The organism is Caulobacter flavus (assembly GCF_003722335.1).
Classification (GTDB): Bacteria; Pseudomonadota; Alphaproteobacteria; order Caulobacterales; family Caulobacteraceae; genus Caulobacter; species Caulobacter flavus.
In genome coordinates this window covers 5,228,202-5,246,232 of record NZ_CP026100.1, presented here as the reverse complement: position 1 = coordinate 5,246,232, position 18,031 = coordinate 5,228,202, and the positions used below count along the sequence as shown (strand labels likewise).

Genomic DNA, 18,031 nt, shown 5'->3' with positions numbered 1-18,031 from the left:
AGATTGCGCAATTCGGCCCTAGACGCTATTTGAGCGGCCGATCCCCGCACCCCGACCCGAGAGACGAAAAGCCCCTCATGGCGCAGCAATACATTTTCCAGATGCAGGGCCTGACCAAGGCCTATCCCGGCGGCAAGAAGGTCTTCGAGAACATCTGGCTGTCGTTCTATTCCGACGCCAAGATCGGCGTCGTCGGCGTCAACGGCTCGGGTAAGTCGACCCTGCTGAAGGTCATGGCCGGCCTCGACAAGGAATTCTCGGGCGAGGCCAAGGCCGCCGACGGCATCAAGCGCGGCTATCTCCCGCAGGAGCCGCAGCTGGATCCGACCCTGGACGTCTGGGGCAACGTCATCGCCGACTGCGAGGACAAGCAGGTCTTCGACAAGTACAACGCGCTCGCGGCCCAGCTCGGTGAGGAATACACCGACGAGCTGATGGAGGAGATGACCAAGCTCCAGGAGATCATCGACGCCAAGGATCTGTGGGACATCGATTCCAAGATCGAGATGGCGATCGACGCCCTGCGCTGCCCGCCCAACGACGCCAACATCGAGACGCTGTCGGGCGGTGAAAAGCGCCGCATCGCGCTGGCCCGCCTGCTGCTCAGCAAGCCCGACATCCTGCTGCTCGACGAACCGACCAACCACCTGGACGCCGAGTCGGTGGCCTGGCTGCAGCACCACCTGGAAGAGTTCCCGGGCTGCGTCATCCTGGTGACCCACGACCGCTACTTCCTGGACCAGGTCACCAAGTGGACCCTGGAGCTCGATCGCGGCAAGGGCATCCCCTACGAGGGCAACTACTCGGGCTGGCTCGAGCAGAAGCAGAAGCGCGTCGTTCAGGAGCAGTCGGAATCCGAAGCCCGCCAGCGCGCGCTCACCCGCGAACTGGAATGGGTCCGCAGCTCGCCCAAGGCCCGTCAGTCCAAGTCGAAGGCCCGTCTGGCCTCGTACGAGGAAATGGTCGCCGCGCAGGAGAACGCCCGCGCCGCCCAGACCCAGGCCCACATCCAGATCCCGCCCGGCCCGCGCCTCGGCAACGTGGTTCTCGAGGTCACCGGCCTGGAGAAGGAATACGGCGACAAGGTGCTGTTCAAGGACCTGTCGTTCCGCCTGCCGCCGAACGGCATCGTCGGCGTCATCGGCCCGAACGGCGCCGGCAAGTCGACCCTGTTCAAGCTGATCACCGGCCGCGAGACCCCCGACCAGGGCACCGTCAAGGTCGGCGAGACCGTGAAGCTGGCCTATGTCGACCAGTCGCGCGACGCTCTCGACCCGAACAAGACGGTCTGGGAAGAAGTCAGCGGCGGCACCGACGTGATGGTCGTCGGCAAGCGCGAGATCAACAGCCGCGCCTATGTCGGCAGCTTCAACTTCAAGGGCGGCGACCAGCAGAAGAAGGTCGGCCTGCTGTCGGGCGGTGAGCGCAACCGCGTCCACCTGGCCAAGACCCTGGCCACCGGCGGCAACCTGATCCTGCTCGACGAACCGACCAACGACCTGGACATCGAAACCCTGCAGGCCCTGGAAGAGGCGCTCGAAGAGTTCGCCGGCTGCGCCGTGGTCATCAGCCACGATCGCTGGTTCCTGGACCGCCTGGCGACGCACATCCTGGCCTTCGAGGGCGACAGCCACGTCGAATGGTTCGAAGGCAACTTCGAGATGTACGAGGAAGACAAGAAGCGCCGCCTGGGCGCCGACAGCCTGATCCCCAAGCGGATCAAGTTCCAGAAGTTCGCCCGCTAAGGGCCAGCTTCGGTCGAAGACGAAAAGAAGGGGCGGCTCCATCGGGGCCGCCCCTTTTGCTTTGTCCGCTTACTTCGGTTCCTTCGGCGGCAGGTTGGGGTCGGAGCCCGGCAGGTTGGAGCCGGGGTTGGGAGCCATCATGTCGTCTGGCGGCGTGTTGGTCGGCGGGGTGGCCGGCATCGCGGGCGGGGGATCGTTCGAAGGCGGGTTCACCGCCGTGCTGGCGGCCGCGTCGCCAGACATCGAGCCGGTGGTCGAAGCCGGCGGCAGGGTCGCCGAGGTGTCGGTCGAGGCGCCGGTCGCCGCCTCGCCGGCGGACCAGTCCTTGGCGGCCCGCTGCTTGGGCGTGGCCTTGGTGTAGGCGTCGAGCTGGGTGTAGGGGATCGGCTGCTTGGGCGAGGCGCCCGTGGTCGCGGCCTTGCCCTTCGGACCGGCTATCGCCGCACCGGACGCGACCATGGCGAGCGCGGCGCCCGCCAGGAAAATCTTCTTCAACATGAGAGTTTCTCCCTAATGCGCCGTTCTCGGCGCCAGATGGTGAAACCCCTTCCGCGTCGAGGTGTTCACAGCTTGGCCGGGTGCGGAGCCCGCGGCGCCCATGGCGGGTTGAGAGCGGCGCCTCAGATGTTCGTGCGTCGCGTGCTCTAGTGCTGGCGCGCGGACGCCAGAGGAGTAGCTTGGCCCCAGCAAGAACGATCGTCCCGCGGATCGGCGGCGGAGGCAGTCCGCCGCGCGCCGGGATTGGAGAAGCAGCATGCCGCAGACCCCCGTCGTGAAGCCCCACATCGTCCTCTCGCACGAGATGCTGCTGCCGATGCAGCCGCTGCTCGAAGGCGCGTACGAGGTCCATCGCCTGTGGGACTATCCCGATCGCCTGGCTTTCCTGGAGGGGCCGGGCAAGCAGGTGCAGGCCATCGTCCATGCCGGCGAGATGGTGCTGCCGCGCGACCTGCTGTCGGAAATGCCGCGACTTGGCCTGATCGCCTGCGTCAGCGCCGGCTATGACGGCGTCGACGTGCCCTGGTGCCGGGGGCATGGCCTGGCGGTGACCCATTCGGTGGGGCTTAACGCCGGCGACGTGGCCGACCACGCCCTGGGCCTGCTGCTTTCGGCGTGGCGCGGCATCGCCGAGGGTGATCGCCGGGTGCGGGCCGGCCGCTGGACCTCGATGGACCGGATGGGCGCGCGCCATGGCCTGCGCGGCCGCAAGGCGGGGATCATCGGCCTGGGCCACATCGGCGAGGCCGTGGCCCGCCGGCTCGAAGCCTTCGACGTCAAGGTCGCCTGGTGGGGCCCGCGCCCCAAGGAGGCCAACTGGCCGCGCGCCGAAAGCCTGCTGTCGCTGGCCCGCGACAGCGACATCCTGGTGGTCTGCGCCCGGCCGGACGCCAGCAACCGCCACCTGGTCAACGCCGGGGTCATCGACGCCCTGGGGCCGCAGGGCCTGCTGGTCAACGTCTCGCGCGGCTCGCTGGTCGACGAGGACGCCCTGGTCGCCGCCCTCAAGGACGGACGCCTGGGCATGGCCGCCCTGGACGTGTTCGAGCACGAACCGACCCCTCCGTCGCGCTGGGCCGACGTGCCGCACACGGTGCTGACCCCGCACACGGCGGGCGCGACGCTCGACAGCATTCCGGCCATGGTCAACCTGACCGTGGAGAACCTGCGCCGCTACTTCCACGGCGAGCCGCTGGCCAGCCCCGTGGCGGCCTGAGACCATCACGACAGGGAAAAGGGGATCGCATGGCCAAGGTGCTGGGTCTGGGCGGCGTGTTCTTCAAGGCGGAGGATCCCAAGGGGCTCGCCGCCTGGTACGCGCGGGTGCTGGGGATCAAGGTCGAGGACTGGGGCGGGGCGATGTTCGCCCACCCCAAGGTCGGCATGACCAACTGGTCGCCGTTTCCGGCCGACACCCGCTATTTCGAACCCTCGACCGCGCCGTTCATGATCAACCTGATCGTCGACGACCTCGACGGCGTGCTGGCCAAGGCCGCCGGCGAGGGCGTCGAGCCGACCGGGCGGCAGGACGAGGAGTATGGCCGCTTCGCCTGGCTGGTGGATCCGGCGGGCTTCAAGGTGGAGCTGTGGCAGCCGGCCGCCGAAGGCTGAGGATTGGAAGATTTATCCCCGATCTCCGCGCTTCGGCTGAGCCAAGGGGCTTTTTGATCTCCGCGCGACGGGATATGGAGCGCCGCGTCACCGCAAAATTCGCTTGCCAAATCGGACATAAAGATATCTTTATATCCCTATGGCGCTATCGAGCGAACAGGTTGTCGACGTACTGCGGGCGGCGGGCGAAAGCACCCGTCTGCGCATCCTCGCGCTGCTGGCCGTGGAGGAGCTTTCGGTGCTCGAACTGTGCCGGATCCTTGACCAGAGCCAGCCGCGCGTCTCCCGCCACCTGAAGCTGCTGGCCGAGGCCGGGCTGGTCGAACGCTTTCCCGACGGCGCCTGGGTGTTCTATCGCCTGGCCGGCACGTCCGGCGGCGGGGCGGTGGTCGCCGCGGCGTTGGCGCTGATCCAGGCCGACGACGCCGTCGTCCAGGGCGACGCGGGCCAGCTGGCCGCCGTGCGGGCCGAGCGCTCGGCCGGCGCCCAGGCCTATTTCGCGCGCAACGCCGCGCGCTGGAACGAGATCCGCTCGCTCTACGTCGACGAGAAGGAGGTCGAGGCGGCCATCCTGCGGGCGACGGGCGAGGGCCCCTTCGACGAGATGGTCGACCTGGGCGCGGGCGCGGGCCGCATGCTGACGCTGCTCGGCGGACGGGCGGTGAACGCGCTGGGGCTGGACCTGTCGCAGCAGATGCTGAACATCGCCCGCGACGAGGTGGCCAAGGCCGGGCTGACGGCCTGCGAGTTGCGCCACGGCGACATCTTCGACACCGGCCTGCCGGGCGGCTGCGCCGACCTCGTCACCGTGCACCAGGTGCTGCATTACCTGGGCGATCCCGCCGCCGCCGTGACCGAGGCCGCGCGCCTGGCGGCCCCCGGCGGCCTGCTGCTGATCGCCGACTTCGCCCCCCACGACCACGAGTTCCTGCGCGAGGCCCACCAGCATCGCCGCCTGGGCTTCGCCGACGACGAGATCCTGCCGTGGATCGAAGCCGCCGGCCTCGTTCCCGAAACCAACATCGCCCTGCCGCCGACCTCGGCCGAGGGGCTGACCGTCAAGATCTGGACCGCCCGGCGACCCGGCGCGGCCCTCGCCGAAAGGACCGCCGCATGACCCTGCCGCCCACCCGCCGCGTGATCGGGCCGGTGGCTCGCGCCGGCGAGCGCCCCGTCGGCGCGGTGCGTCCGCGCGTGTCGTTCGAGTTCTTCCCGCCCAAGACCGAGAAGATGGAAGCCAACCTGTGGGAGGCGATCACCCGCCTGGCCCCGCTGGACCCGGCCTTCGTCTCGGTGACCTACGGCGCCGGCGGCTCGACCCGCGAGCGCACCCACCGCACCGTCAAGCGCATCCTCGACGAGACCAGCCTGAAGCCGGCCGCGCACCTGACCTGCGTCGGCGCCAGCCGCGCCGAGGTCGACGAGGTGATCCACGACTACTGGAACATCGGCGTGCGCCACGTCGTGTCGCTGCGCGGCGACCCGCCTCCGGGCGAGGGCGGCATCGGCGGGGTCTACGTGCCGCGCGAGGACGGCTACAGGAACGCCACCGAGCTGACGGCGGCGCTGCGCGGCGTCGCGCCGTTCGAGGTGCTGGTCGGGGTCTATCCCGAGAAGCACCCCGAGAGCCCGTCGCTGGATCACGACATCGACGTGCTGAAGGCCAAGGTGGACGCCGGCGCGACCCTGGGCATCAGCCAGTTCTTCTTCGACATCGACGCCTTCCTGCGCTTCGTCGACAAGGCGCGCGCGGCCGGGATCACCATCCCGATCGTGCCGGGCATCATGCCGGTGACCAACTTCAAGGGCCTCAAGACCATGTCGGCCGCGTGCCAGACCACGGTGCCGTCGTGGCTGGCCAACCTGTTCGAGGGGCTGGACGAGGATCCGGAGACCCGCCGCCTGATCGCCTGCTCGGTGGCGACCGAGATGTGCGCCAAGCTGCAGGAGCAGGGCTTCAACGACTTCCACTTCTACACGCTAAACCGCGCCGACCTCGTCTACGCCATCTGCCGGGTGCTGGGCGTGCGCGAGAACGCGCCGGCCCACGAGGCGGCCGCATGAGGGCCCTGGTCTTCGCCCTGGCGCTGGGGCTGGCGTCGACGGGCGCCGTCGCCCGCGCCGACGACAACGCCAACTGGACTCGGCCGATCAAGCCGTACCGGGTGGCGGGCAACATCTACTATGTCGGCTCCGAAGGTCTGTCTGCCTGGCTGATCACCACCTCGGAAGGCCATGTGCTGCTCGACGGCGGACCGTCGGCCGAGGGCGGCAAGCTGATCGAGCGCAACATCCAGGCCCTGGGCTTCAAACCCACGGACGTGAAGGTGCTGATCAACACCCACGCCCACTACGACCATGCCGGCGGCCTGGCCCAGCTGAAGGCCGACACCGGCGCCAAGCTGTGGGCCTCGCGGGGCGACAAGCCGGCCCTGGAGAAGGGCCGCCACTTCGGCGACAACGCCAACGGCCCGACGGCCTTCCCGGCCGTGAAGGTCGACAAGGCCTTCGGCGACGAGACCAAGCTGAAGATGGGCGGGACGACCCTGGTCGCCCACCTGACGCCCGGCCACACCATCGGCTGCACCAGCTGGACCACCCAGGTGGTCGAGAAGGGGCGGGCGCTGAACGTGACCTTCCCGTGTTCGCTGTCGGTGGCCGGCAACGTGCTGGTCGGCAACCAGGGCCACAAGTCCATCGTCGCCGACTACCGCGCCAGCTTCGCGGCGCTGCGGGCCATCCCGACCGACGTGATGCTGCCCAGCCACGAGGAGCAGGGCGACCTACTGGCCAAGCGCCAGAAGCAGCTGCGCGGCGACGCCGACGCCTTCATCGATCCGACCGAGCTGACCCGCTTCGTCGACGGCTACGAGACCCGGTTCAACCAGGAACTGGCGCGCCAGCAGGGAGCCGCCAAATGACCGACCTCTCCATTCGTGCGAACCGCGTGGCCGCCCTCAAGGCCGCCTCCAAGGAGCGCATCCTCATCCTCGACGGCTCCTGGGGCGTGATGTTCCAGAAGAAGAAGCTGACCGAGGCCGACTACCGCGCCGAGCGCTTCGCCGACTTCGACGGCCAGATGAAGGGCAACAACGACATCCTGTGCCTGACGCGGCCCGATCTCGTGGCCGAACTTCACGACGCCTATTTCGCCGCCGGCGCCGACATCTCCGAGACCAACACCTTCTCGGGCACCACCATCGCCCAGGCCGACTATCGCCTGGGCGAGCAGGACGTCTGGGACATCAACCTGGAAGGCGCCAGGATCGGCCGCCAGGTGGCCGACCGCTGGAACGCCGAAAACCCCGAGCGTCCGAAGTTCATCGCCGGCTCGATCGGGCCGCTGAACGTCATGCTGTCGATGTCGTCGGACGTGAACGATCCGGGCGCGCGCAAGGTGACCTTCGACCAGGTCTACCAGGCCTATCGCCAGCAGGTGGACGCCCTGTACCAGGGCGGGGTCGACCTGTTCCTGATCGAGACCATCACCGACACCCTCAACTGCAAGGCCGCCATCAAGGCGATCCTCGACTGGCGCGACGAGGGCCACGAGGAGCTGCCGATCTGGATCAGCGGCACGATCACCGACCGCTCGGGCCGCACCCTGTCGGGCCAGACCGCCGAGGCGTTCTGGAACTCGGTCAAGCACGCCAAGCCGTTCGCCGTCGGCTTCAACTGCGCCTTGGGCGCGGATCTGATGCGCCCACACATCGCCGAGATGGCCCGCATCGCCGACACTCTGGTCGCGGCCTATCCCAACGCCGGCCTGCCCAACGCCATGGGCGAGTACGACGAGGAGCCGCACGAGACCGGCCACGCCCTGCACGAATGGGCCAAGGACGGCCTGGTCAACATCCTGGGCGGCTGCTGCGGCACCACCCCCGACCATATCCGCCATGTCGCGGACGAGGTGCGCGGCGTCGCGCCTCGCGCTATTCCGGAGCGCCCGAAGGCCATGCGCCTGGCGGGCCTGGAACCCTTCGAGCTGGCCTGATCGAGTACGAGACGATGCGCACCACCATTCTTTTCGGCGGCCCCAGCCGCGAGCGTCTCGTGGCCGTGGCCAGCGCCCAGGGCCTGACCCGCGTGCTGCCCGAGGCCGACCTGTGGTTCTGGGCCCCGGACGGCCAGGTCTACAACGCCAGCCAGGCGGTGCTGCTGGGCCACGAGCGTCCGTTCGAGCTGGACCTGCCGACCGAAGGCGCGCCGATCGGCGACATCGAGACGGCCCTGGACGTCGCGGCCCGCGAGGACCGCGCCCTGCTGCTGAGCCTGCATGGCGGCTTCGCCGAGGACGGGGGCCTGCAGGCCCTGTGCGAGACGCGCGGCGTGGCCTTCACCGGCTCGGGCGCGCAGGCCAGCCGTCTGGCGTTCAGCAAGACGGCGGCCAAGGACGTGGTCGCGCAGGCCGGCGTCTCGGTTCCCGAGAGCATCGCCCTGGAGAACGCGCCGGCCGCTCTGGCCAAGTACGGCCGCCTGATCGCCAAGCCGGCCGAGGACGGCTCGAGCTACGGCCTGATCTTCGTCGACGCGCCCACCGACCTGGATGCCGTCGCCCAGGCGGCCAAGGAGATGCCCTACGTCATCGAGCCGTTCGTCGCCGGCCTGGAGGCCACCTGCGGCGTGCTGGAGCAGGACGGCCGGGTGTTCGCCCTGCCGCCGGTCGAGATTCGTCCGTCGGCCGGCAAGTTCGACTACAAGTCCAAGTACCTGGCCAAGGACACCGAGGAGATCTGCCCGGCGACCTTCGGCGAGGCGATCAACGCCGCCCTGCAGGACCAGGCCCTGAAGGCCCACGCCGCCCTGGGCTGCCGCGGCTATTCGCGCACCGACTTCATCGTCGGCGAGCATGGCCTCGTCTATCTGGAGACCAACACCCTGCCGGGCCTGACGGCCTCGTCGCTGTATCCCAAGGCGCTGAAGGCCCAGGGGATCGAGATCGCTACCTTCCTCAAGGGCCAGCTGGCCCTGGCCGAGGCGCGCGCCAGGCAAGCCGAGACGGCGGCCTGATCATGGGCGCCTGGGACAACGGACCGTTCGACAACGACGAGGCGGCCGACTTCATCGAGGACCTGGCGCAGGCGCCGGACTGGCGCACGGTGACGCGGATCCTCGAGCACGTGACCAAGGCCGCCGGTTATCTGGAGGCCCCCGAGGGCGAGATGGCCGTGGCCGCGGCGGCCATCGTGGCGGCCTGCGCCGGCGACGTCGCCGTACTGCCCGAGGACCAGCACGGCCTCAAGGACGCCCTGGGCGCGCCGCCCGAGGGGCTGGTCCGGCTGGCGCGCGCGGCCCTGGCCCGCGTGGTCGCTCCCGCCTCCGAAATCGACGAACTCTGGCAGGAAGGCGACGCGCACGACGCCTGGCTGACCCACATCGCCGGCCTGCAGACCATCCTGAGCGCATCCCAATGAGACCTGTCTTCGTCAACATCGGCGAGCGGACCAACGTCACCGGTTCGGCCAAGTTCAAGAAGCTGATCGTCGAGGGCAACTTCGCCGAGGCCCTGTCGGTCGCCCGTCAGCAGGTGGAAGCCGGCGCCCAGGTCATCGACGTCAACATGGACGAAGGCCTGCTCGACAGCGAGCAGGCGATGGTCACCTTCCTGAACCTGATGGCGGCCGAGCCCGACATCGCCCGCGTGCCGGTGATGATCGACAGCTCCAAGTGGGAGGTGATCGAGGCCGGCCTGAAGTGCGTGCAGGGCAAGGCGATCGTCAACTCGATCTCGATGAAGGAAGGCGAGGCCAAGTTCGTCGAGCAGGCCAAGCTGTGCCTGCGCTACGGCGCGGCCGTGGTGGTCATGGCCTTCGACGAGGTCGGCCAGGCCGACACCGCCGCCCGCAAGATCGAGATCTGCACCAAGGCCTACGACATCCTGGTGAACAAGGTCGGTTTCCCGCCCGAGGACATCATCTTCGACCCCAACATCTTCGCCGTGGCGACCGGGATCGAGGAACACGACAACTACGCCGTCGACTTCATCGAAGGCACGCGCGAGATCAAGGCCCGCTGCCCCTTCGCCCGGATCTCGGGCGGGGTGTCGAACGTGTCCTTCAGCTTCCGCGGCAACGAGCCGGTGCGCCGGGCGATCCACTCGGTGTTCCTGTACCACGCCATCAACGCCGGCATGGACATGGGCATCGTCAACGCCGGCGACCTGCCGGTCTATGACGACATCGACCCGGTGCTGCGCGAGGCCGTCGAGGATGTGATCCTCAACCGCCCGCAGCGGACCAACGTCTCCAACACCGAGCGCCTGGTCGACATGGCGCCCGGCTACAAGGGCGAGAAGGGCGCGGCCCAGCAGGTCAACCTGGCCTGGCGCGAGGGCAGCGTCGCCGAGCGCATCACCCACGCCCTGGTCAACGGCGTCACCGAGTTCATCGAGGCCGACACCGAAGAAGCGCGCCTGTCGTTCGACCGTCCGCTGCACGTCATCGAAGGCCCGCTGATGGACGGCATGAACGTCGTCGGCGACCTGTTCGGCGCGGGCAAGATGTTCCTGCCGCAGGTGGTGAAGTCGGCTCGCGTCATGAAACAGGCCGTGGCCTGGCTGATGCCGTTCATGGAAGCCGAGAAGGAGGGCCAGGAGCGCAAGGCCGCCGGCAAGGTGCTGATGGCCACCGTCAAGGGCGACGTCCACGACATCGGCAAGAACATCGTCGGCGTCGTGCTGCAGTGCAACAACTACGAGGTCGTCGACCTGGGCGTGATGGTGCCCGCCGACCGAATCCTCGACGAAGCCAAGAAGCACGAGGTCGATATGATCGGCCTGTCGGGCCTGATCACCCCGTCGCTGGACGAGATGGTGTTCGTGGCCGCCGAGATGGAGCGCCAGGGCTTCGACATCCCGCTGCTGATCGGCGGGGCCACCACCAGCCGCACCCACACGGCGGTGAAGATCGAGCCGGCCTATCGCCGCGGCCCGACGACCTATGTCGTCGACGCGAGCCGGGCGGTGGGCGTGGTCTCCTCGCTGCTTTCGCCCACCGAAAAGGACCGCGTCGTCGGCGAGACCCGCGCCGAATACGTCAAGGTGCGCGAGCAGTACGCCCGCGGCCAGACGGTCAAGGCCCGCACAGCCATCAGCGAGGCCCGCAAGCGCAAGTTCGCCATCGACTGGAAGGGCTACACGCCGCCCAAGCCGCTGTTCACCGGCGCACGGACGTTCGAGCCCAGCCTCGCCGAGCTGGAGCCGTTCATCGACTGGTCGCCGTTCTTCGCCAGCTGGGAACTGATCGGCCGCTATCCGCAGATCCTGGAAGACGACGTGGTCGGCGAGGCCGCCACCGACCTCTACCGCGACGCCCGCGCCATGCTCGACCAAGTGATCGCCGAGAAGTGGTTCGGGGCCAAGGGCGTGATCGGCTTCTGGCCGGCCCAGGCCGCCGAGGACGACGTCGTGCTCTATGCCGACGAGACCCGCACGGTCGAGATCGCCCGCCTGCACACCCTGCGCCAGCAGATGGACAAGGGCGCGGGCAAGGCGAACCTCGCCCTGTCGGACTTCGTCGCGCCCGTGGGCGGCCCGGCCGACTATGTCGGCGGCTTCGCCGTCACGGCGGGCCATGGCGAGGACGAGATCGTCAAGCGCTTCAAGGACGCCGGCGACGACTACAGCGCGATCATGGCCTCGGCCCTGGCCGACCGCCTGGCCGAAGCCTTCGCCGAATGGTTGCACCACAAGGCCCGCGTCGAGCTGTGGGGCTACGCGCCCGACGAGGGCTTCGACGCCGACCGCCTGATCGCCGAGAAGTACCAGGGCATTCGCCCAGCGCCCGGCTATCCGGCCCAGCCCGACCATACCGAGAAGGGCACGCTGTTCCGCCTGCTGGACGCCGAGGCCGCCACCGGCATGGCCCTGACCGAAAGCTTCGCCATGAGCCCCGGCGCGGCCGTGTCGGGCCTCTATTTCAGCCATCCGCAGAGCCACTATTTCGGGGTCGGCAAGATCGACTTCGACCAGGTCGAGGACTACGCCCGCCGCAAGGGCTGGGACCTGGCCACGACCGAGCGCTGGCTCTCGCCCATCCTCAACTACGACCCGCACGCGCGGGCGCGGGGCGAGGCGGCTTAGGGCGCCCAGATCCTCCCCTCTGGGGGAGGTGGCCCGCAGGGCCGGAGGGGGGACGTTTTCAGCTTCCGCTGACGTCCTCCATCTCGCAACGACTTCCCCCTCCGTCGGCTTCGCCGACACCTCCCCCTTCAGGGGGAGGGGCGCTCTGGCCAAGTCGTCGGCTTTCAGGTCATCCTCTCCTCAATGAACGACCCTAGGGGAGTGGGGCGATGAACGGGAGCGGCGTCAGCCGTCGCGCGCTGGGCGCGTTGGCGGTAGGGGGAACGGCGGCGGGGCTGGCGGGATGCGCCGGACCCAAGGGCGGCGAAGTCCGGCCCAGGTCGCGCGACTTCCCCAAGGATTTCGTCTGGGGCACGGCCAGCGCGGCCTTCCAGACCGAGGGCTCGCCCACGGCCGACGGGCGCGGGCCCAGCGTCTGGGACGTGTTCCAGGACCAGCCAGGCAAGATCATCGACGGCTCGAACGCCAAGGTCGCCACCGACAGCTATCGCCGCTGGGCCGAGGACGTCGACTTGGTGGCCGGCGCCGGCATGGGGGCCTACCGGTTCTCGATCTCGTGGTCGCGGGTGCTGCCGACCGGGGCGGGAGCGGTGGCGCAGGCCGGGGTCGACCACTACAGCCGCCTGGTCGACCGGCTGCTGGAGAAGGGCGTGACGCCCTACGCCACGCTGTTCCACTGGGACCTGCCGCAGGCCGTGCAGGATCACGGCGGCTGGGCCAGCCGCGACAGCGCCAAGGCCTTCGCCGACTATGCCGCCTTGATCGGCGAGCGGCTGGGCGACCGGCTCAAGAAGATCATCGTGCTGAACGAGCCGGCGGTGCACACCGTGTTCGGCCACGTCACCGGCGAGCACGCGCCGGGGTTCAAGGACGTGGCCCTGCTGGGGCCGGTGACCCACCACATGAACCTGGCGCAAGGGATGGCGATCCAGGCCCTGCGCGCCGCGCACGGCGACCTGTCGATCGGCACCACCCTGGCCCTGCAGCCGTGCCGGCCTGCGGGCGGCGGCCTGGCGTTCTGGAACCGGCTGGCCTCGGATGGGCTGGACGCCCTGTGGAACCGGGCCTGGCTCGATCCCCTGCTGAAGGGCGAGTACCCCGACGAGATGAACGAGTTCCTGGGCGACCGGGTGCGCCCGGAGGACCTGGCGACCATCCGCCAGAAGGTCGACTTCATGGGGGTGAACTACTATGCGCCGGCCTACATGCGCCTGGCGCCGCTGTCGCCGGGCAAGATCAAGCCGGCCGATCCGCCCAGAGGCGCCGAGCGCGACGCCTTCGGCCGGCACGTCGATCCGTCGGGCCTGCTGGAAGTGCTGACGCGGTTGCGGGTCGAGTACGGCAATCCGCCGGTGTTCGTCACCGAGAACGGCTGTTCGGACCCGTTCGGCGACGGCAAGGCGATCCAGGCCGACACCTTCCGCATCGCCTTCCTGCGCCGGCACCTGCAGGCGGTGAAGGGGGCGATGGAGGCGGGCTCGCCCGTGAAGGGGTTCTTCGCCTGGTGCCTCGTCGACAACTGGGAATGGGCGCTGGGCTATCGCTCGAAGTTCGGGCTGGTCAGCCACGACCGGACGAGCGGGGCGCGCAAGCCCAAGGCGTCCTACGCCTGGTACGCGGCGCTGGCGCGGAGCGGGGTCCTGCCGACGGCGCCGTGAGGAGCGCCTGGCGGCGCCCCCCTCAGTCGCTCCGCGACAGCTCCCCCAGAGGGGGAGCATCTTGGCGCTTCAGATTCTCCCCCTCTGGGGAGGGTGCCCCGGAGGGCCGGAGGGGGTCTGCGCCGCCTCAGTCAGGCTTGCAGATCAGCACGTCCTTGCCGCCGCGCTTGGCGGGGACGAGGCTGCCGGCGCAGGCCTGCGGGTTGGCCGGGTCGATGATGATCTCGCGGCTGGCCGGCAGCTTGGCCGGGGTCGAGCCGATCGGCGTCAGGGGTTTGGCGGCCGGCTTCGCGGCCGTGGAAACCGGCTTCGCCACAGGCTTCTGGACGGCGGGCTTGGGCGCGGGCGCGGCGGGAGCCGAGGCTTCGATCTTGGCCGGCGCGGGCGTCTCGTTGAGCGTCTCTGCGGGCGGCGAAGGCGGCGCGGCTTGCGGTTCGGGCTCCGGAGCAGCCTGCGGCTCGACCGGCACGGCGCTCTTGACGTTGTAGTTCAGGGCCTGGCCCAGCAGGTTGGACTTGGTCTCCAGCGTCTTGGCGCGGGTCTCGCAGTCGCCCGGCGGCGACCAGCTCATCCACACCTGGGCCAGGCGCGCCTTGTCGACGGCTTCCGAACCGCCCCAGATCGAGCGGCCCTTCTTCATGGCGGCCGCGCCGTACTCCGAGATCGGGCGCGGGCTGGCCTTTTCGGCGGCGGTGATCGATGAGGCGTAGACCTTCAGGTCCGAGCGCGCCTGGATGCGCATCGCCGGATATTCCTTCAGCGCGGCGGCCGCGCCGTCGGGGCCGGGAAACGCCTTCTCGATACGCGTCACCTCGGGCATGACCTTGTCGTACAGGTCGACATAGCCGCTGAGCGCGCCGTAGCACCAGGCGATGTAGCCGTACTCGTCGGTCGGCGGCGTAGCGGCGGGCTGGGTGCGCGGGGGAGGGGCGGCGGTGGTCACGGGCGCGTCCTGCGCCATAAGGGCGAGAGCGAAGAGAAGGGCGGTCGCCATACGGCCGGGAATCCTTTTCGGTAGCGTCAGTAGAGCTGACTAGATCATTTCGGGCCGCATTGGGACCTCAGCATGGCGCCGAATGGTCAAAGTCGCGCGTCAAGCTCAGCCATAACGACGAAGACGCCGGATGGCTCCGAAGATGGCGACAATTCTGAACAAGTTTACATGTGCGATGCAGCAATCGCCGGGTGGGTCGCGTGCGATGCGTATGCTAGAAGGCCCCTCCGGTGCGGCATCCTGGCCGCGCCCCGATCCGTATCTTCCAAGACCCGCCGGCATTAGAATTCCCGCATGACCTTCTGGCGCAACATCGCAAGCATCGCGGCCCGCCGGCTGGACCTGGCGGAATGCGCGGAGTGTCCGCCGGGGCCTCCGGGGCAGGATCCGGCCTTCTCGACGGCCGTGACGGCGCTCGGCGCCAAGCTGGCCAAGGCCGACGGCAGCGCCGACGGCCACGAGTTCGCGGCCTTCTCGCAGGTCTTCCATCCCGACCCGGCGTCGGAGCAGAACATCCACCGCCTGTACGACCTGGCTCGCCAGACCACGCACGGCTTCGAGAGCTACGCCAAGCGGCTGGCCAAGCGCTATCGCTCGTGCCCGCAATTGCTGGAGGACGTGCTCGACGGCCTGTTCCACATCGCCAAGGCTGATGGCGCGGTGACCCAGGACGAGCTCGACTACTTGGAGCGGGTGGCCGAGCTGTTCGGCCTGTCGCCGCTGGCGTTCCGCCGCCTCAGCGCCACCCACCTGGGGGCCGGGGCCGACGATCCCTACGTGATCCTCGACGTGCCGGCCGACGCCGAGGACGAGGCGGTGCGCCGGGCCTGGAAGTCGGCTCTGTCGGACGCCCACCCCGACCGGGCCCGGGCGCGCGGCCTGCCGGCCGAGTTCATCGAGGTGGCCGAGGCCAAGGCCGCCGCAATCAACGCCGCGTTCAGCACCGTCATGCGCGAGCGGCGGGAACTCGGGCTGGCCGCCGCGGGTTGAACGGAAAAGTCTTTGTGATTGAACCCAATGGGTGTTCAGTTGACGTTCAGACCTCCAGAGCCAACCTAAGGGACGAGGACGGAGATTCTGGGCGCCCCGGCGCCGATCGAGGACGACGATGACCATGACCCTGGGCGCGAACATCGGCGCGACGCACTCTTCGGCTTGGCGCGGTCTGGCCGCGGTGGTCGGCGGCGTGGCCACGGCGATCGCGGTCTCGGTGGCAGCCGTCGTGGCGGTGGTGTTCGCCGCGACCCTGGTGGTGGTGGGTTTCATGGCCACCGCGCTTCTGGGTCTGGCCGCCTTCGCCCTGCGCGGCCGCCGCCAGGCCGCCCGCGCCAAGGCGTCCGCCGATCCCAACCTGATCGAGGCCCGCAATGTCGGCGGCCACTCGTGGGTCGCCTACGGCTGGAACGAACGGCGCTAGTCTTCCAGTTATCGGGCCTTGTCGACGTCGCGGCTGAGCCGTGACGCCTGGGTCGAGGTTTTCGATAACAGCCGGCGCAATCGCGCGTTCGCCTGGGGCGACGCTCTTCCATTCCCGATCAGGACGATGTGATTGAGCGTCCCGGCGCCGCCGAAGCAGCGGAGAAACGCCTCGAGGCCGTAGTCGTCGCGTCTTCGAACGCGCCGGGCCATGTCCTGCAGATCGCCGGCCCACTCAGGCTCTCCATGCGTGCGCAACAGGCGAGCGATCTCGTCTACCCGCGAGGTCAAGCTTTTCCAGCGATCGAGAAACCACAGCATGTGGTCAAGCTTAGGGTCTGGCCTGGTTGTAGGAAACGCTTGCCTTCGCCGCTCGTCGTCGTCCAACCTCCCGTTCAAACAACTGTTGGGGGGAAAGCATGATCGGCGTGGTGGCGACCCTGAAGGTGCAGCCGGACAAGACGGGCGAGTTCGAGGCGGTGTTCCTCGACCTGGCGGCCAAGGTGAAGGCCAACGAGCCGGGCGCGATCGTCTACCAGCTGACGAAGTCCAAGGCCGAGGCCGGGGTCTACAAGGTGCTGGAGCTCTACGCTTCCGCCGACGCGCTGAAGCATCACGGCGGAACCGACTATTTCAAGGCCTCCGGCGCGGCCATGGCGCCGTTCCTGGCCGGGCGGCCCGAGATCGAATATCTCGACGCGGTGGAGTAGGAGCCTTCCCAAGGCGACGGGCGCTCCCCAGATAACCGCAACCGTTGCAGTTTTTCTGTATGGCGCGAACCTGAAAACGACCGTTTAACTTGTTCGCGAAACTCCTCGCCCTCCGGAGCGCCCCATGGCCCTCGAAGCCCTTTTCAAGCCGTTCGAATTCAAGTCGCTGAAGCTGCCCAACCGGGTGGTGATGGCCCCGATGACCCGCTCGTTCTCGCCCGGCGGGGTGGCGACCGACGACGTCGCCGCCTACTACGCCCGCCGTGCGGCGGCGCAGGTGGGCCTGATCGTCACCGAGGGCACGGGCGTGGCCCGGCCGGCCTCTCTGAACGACGCCAACGTGCCGCGCTTCCATGGCGAGAAGGAACTGGCGGCCTGGAAGAAGGTCGTCGACGAGGTGCACGCGGTCGGCGGCCTGATCGCGCCGCAGCTGTGGCACGTCGGCTCGGCCAAGGGGCCGGCGCAACTGGGCAAGGTCGACAGCCCCTCGGGCGTGTCCAAGGCCGGCGGCGGCCAGTTCACCGAGCCGATGAGCGACAGCGACGTCGCCGACACCATCGCCGCCTTCGCCACCGCCGCGGCCGACGCCAAGCGCCTGGGCTTCGACGCCATCGAGCTGCACGGCGCCCACGGCTACCTGATCGATCAGTTCTTCTGGGACGGCACCAACCTGCGCGACGACACCTTCGGCGGTCCCAGCATCGCCGAGCGCAGCAGGTTCGCCGCCGAGATCCTGAAGGCCGTCCGCGCGGCCGTCGGTCCCGACTATCCGGTGATCATCCGCCTGTCGCAGTGGAAGCAGCAGGACTATGCGGTGAAGAACGCCGAGACGCCCCAGGCGCTGGAAGCCTGGCTGCAGCCGCTGGCCGACGCCGGCGCCGACATCTTCCACTGCTCGCAACGCAGGTTCTGGGAGCCGGAGTTCGAAGGCTCCGACCTCAACTTCGCCGGCTGGACCAAGAAGCTGACCGGCGCCCCGACCATCACCGTCGGCTCGGTGGGCCTGTCGGGCGAATTCATCGCGGCCTTCGGCGGCGAGGGCAGCCAGCCGGCCTCGATCGACGGCCTGCTCGAGCGTCTCGACCGCGGCGAGTTCGACCTGGTCGGCGTCGGCCGCGCCCTGCTGCAGGATCCGGAGTGGGTGGTGAAGATCCGCGACGGCCGCACCGACGAACTGCAGAACTTCAGCCGCGAGGCGCTGGGGGTTCTGTACTAGCCAGTCAAAGGAACCTCCCCCTCTGGGGGAGGCGGCCGAAGGCCGGTGGGGGGATATTTTCAGTCGCCAATGCGTCTGAACACCAGCGGGAACTCCCCCCCAC

Annotated in this window: 18 protein-coding genes; 15 read left to right on the top strand and 3 right to left on the bottom strand. The window is 69.0% G+C overall.

The genetic code is table 11. The features are described 5' to 3' along the window. The first annotated feature begins 77 nt into the window (after positions 1-77). The gene (ettA, locus tag C1707_RS24010; RefSeq protein ID WP_101713665.1) at positions 78-1,745 is read left to right on the top strand and encodes an energy-dependent translational throttle protein EttA; all 1,668 of its coding nucleotides are present in this window, start codon (positions 78-80) and stop codon (positions 1,743-1,745) included. A gap of 69 nt (positions 1,746-1,814) precedes the next feature. Here ettA and C1707_RS24005 read toward each other — a convergent pair whose 3' ends face one another. Further along, a complete protein-coding gene (locus tag C1707_RS24005) occupies positions 1,815-2,243 on the bottom strand; it encodes a hypothetical protein (protein WP_101713666.1) in 429 nt (142 codons plus the stop codon). A 256-nt stretch (positions 2,244-2,499) separates the two neighbouring features. On the opposite strand from C1707_RS24005, the gene C1707_RS24000 reads away from it, so the two are divergent. The 10 genes from C1707_RS24000 to C1707_RS23955 all read left to right on the top strand — a co-directional run bounded on the left by C1707_RS24000 (position 2,500) and on the right by C1707_RS23955 (position 13,592). After that, on the top strand, positions 2,500-3,459 hold the full coding sequence (locus C1707_RS24000) for a 2-hydroxyacid dehydrogenase (protein ID WP_101713667.1): 960 nt from the start codon (positions 2,500-2,502) through the stop codon (positions 3,457-3,459). Between the two features lie 29 nt (positions 3,460-3,488). Then, complete coding sequence (locus C1707_RS23995) at positions 3,489-3,854, top strand: VOC family protein (protein ID WP_101713668.1); 366 nt, start codon at positions 3,489-3,491, stop codon at positions 3,852-3,854. Positions 3,855-3,993: 139 nt separating this feature from the next. Next, complete coding sequence (locus C1707_RS23990) at positions 3,994-4,971, top strand: ArsR/SmtB family transcription factor (protein ID WP_101713669.1); 978 nt, start codon at positions 3,994-3,996, stop codon at positions 4,969-4,971. After that, positions 4,968-5,918: a methylenetetrahydrofolate reductase [NAD(P)H] gene (gene metF, locus C1707_RS23985; RefSeq protein ID WP_101713670.1), complete on the top strand. Its 951-nt coding sequence runs from the start codon at positions 4,968-4,970 to the stop codon at positions 5,916-5,918. The genes C1707_RS23990 and metF overlap by 4 nt, the downstream gene beginning before the upstream one ends. Beyond that, positions 5,915-6,775, top strand: a complete 861-nt coding sequence (gene blaCAU / locus C1707_RS23980) for a CAU/MBL1b family subclass B3 metallo-beta-lactamase (RefSeq protein ID WP_101713671.1) — start codon at positions 5,915-5,917, stop codon at positions 6,773-6,775. The genes metF and blaCAU overlap by 4 nt, the downstream gene beginning before the upstream one ends. Next, entirely contained in the window at positions 6,772-7,848 is a 1,077-nt protein-coding gene (locus tag C1707_RS23975; protein WP_101713672.1) for a homocysteine S-methyltransferase family protein, read from the top strand. The genes blaCAU and C1707_RS23975 overlap by 4 nt, the downstream gene beginning before the upstream one ends. A 14-nt stretch (positions 7,849-7,862) precedes the next feature. Beyond that, a complete protein-coding gene (locus C1707_RS23970) occupies positions 7,863-8,864 on the top strand; it encodes a D-alanine--D-alanine ligase family protein (RefSeq protein ID WP_101713673.1) in 1,002 nt (333 codons plus the stop codon). Between the two features lie 2 nt (positions 8,865-8,866). After that, entirely contained in the window at positions 8,867-9,268 is a 402-nt protein-coding gene (locus C1707_RS23965; protein ID WP_101713674.1) for a DUF4259 domain-containing protein, read from the top strand. Continuing rightward, on the top strand, positions 9,265-11,934 hold the full coding sequence (metH, locus tag C1707_RS23960; RefSeq protein WP_101713675.1) for a methionine synthase: 2,670 nt from the start codon (positions 9,265-9,267) through the stop codon (positions 11,932-11,934). The genes C1707_RS23965 and metH overlap by 4 nt, the downstream gene beginning before the upstream one ends. Positions 11,935-12,143: 209 nt before the next feature. Further along, complete coding sequence (locus tag C1707_RS23955) at positions 12,144-13,592, top strand: GH1 family beta-glucosidase (protein WP_101713676.1); 1,449 nt, start codon at positions 12,144-12,146, stop codon at positions 13,590-13,592. A 127-nt stretch (positions 13,593-13,719) separates the two neighbouring features. Here the strand turns inward: C1707_RS23955 and C1707_RS23945 are convergent, their stop codons facing one another. After that, positions 13,720-14,586 carry a hypothetical protein gene (locus C1707_RS23945; RefSeq protein WP_101713677.1) on the bottom strand — a complete coding sequence of 289 codons (867 nt, stop codon included), beginning with the start codon at positions 14,584-14,586 and terminating at the stop codon, positions 13,720-13,722. Positions 14,587-14,880: 294 nt separating this feature from the next. Here C1707_RS23945 and C1707_RS23940 point away from each other — a divergent pair, with 294 nt between their 5' ends. Further along, positions 14,881-15,576, top strand: a complete 696-nt coding sequence (locus C1707_RS23940) for a J domain-containing protein (RefSeq protein ID WP_101713678.1) — start codon at positions 14,881-14,883, stop codon at positions 15,574-15,576. A 124-nt stretch (positions 15,577-15,700) separates the two neighbouring features. Then, the gene (locus C1707_RS23935) at positions 15,701-16,003 is read left to right on the top strand and encodes a hypothetical protein (RefSeq protein WP_180896930.1); all 303 of its coding nucleotides are present in this window, start codon (positions 15,701-15,703) and stop codon (positions 16,001-16,003) included. Between the two features lie 8 nt (positions 16,004-16,011). Here C1707_RS23935 and C1707_RS23930 read toward each other — a convergent pair whose 3' ends face one another. Next, positions 16,012-16,323, bottom strand: a complete 312-nt coding sequence (locus C1707_RS23930; RefSeq protein ID WP_101713680.1) for a DUF6966 domain-containing protein — start codon at positions 16,321-16,323, stop codon at positions 16,012-16,014. A 98-nt stretch (positions 16,324-16,421) separates the two neighbouring features. On the opposite strand from C1707_RS23930, the gene C1707_RS23925 reads away from it, so the two are divergent. Both C1707_RS23925 and C1707_RS23920 read left to right on the top strand, forming a co-directional pair. Beyond that, positions 16,422-16,712, top strand: a complete 291-nt coding sequence (locus C1707_RS23925) for a putative quinol monooxygenase (protein ID WP_101713681.1) — start codon at positions 16,422-16,424, stop codon at positions 16,710-16,712. A 124-nt stretch (positions 16,713-16,836) separates the two neighbouring features. Then, positions 16,837-17,928, top strand: coding sequence for an NADH:flavin oxidoreductase (locus C1707_RS23920; RefSeq protein ID WP_101713682.1), 1,092 nt, complete (start codon positions 16,837-16,839; stop codon positions 17,926-17,928). The last annotated feature ends 103 nt before the right edge of the window (positions 17,929-18,031 follow it).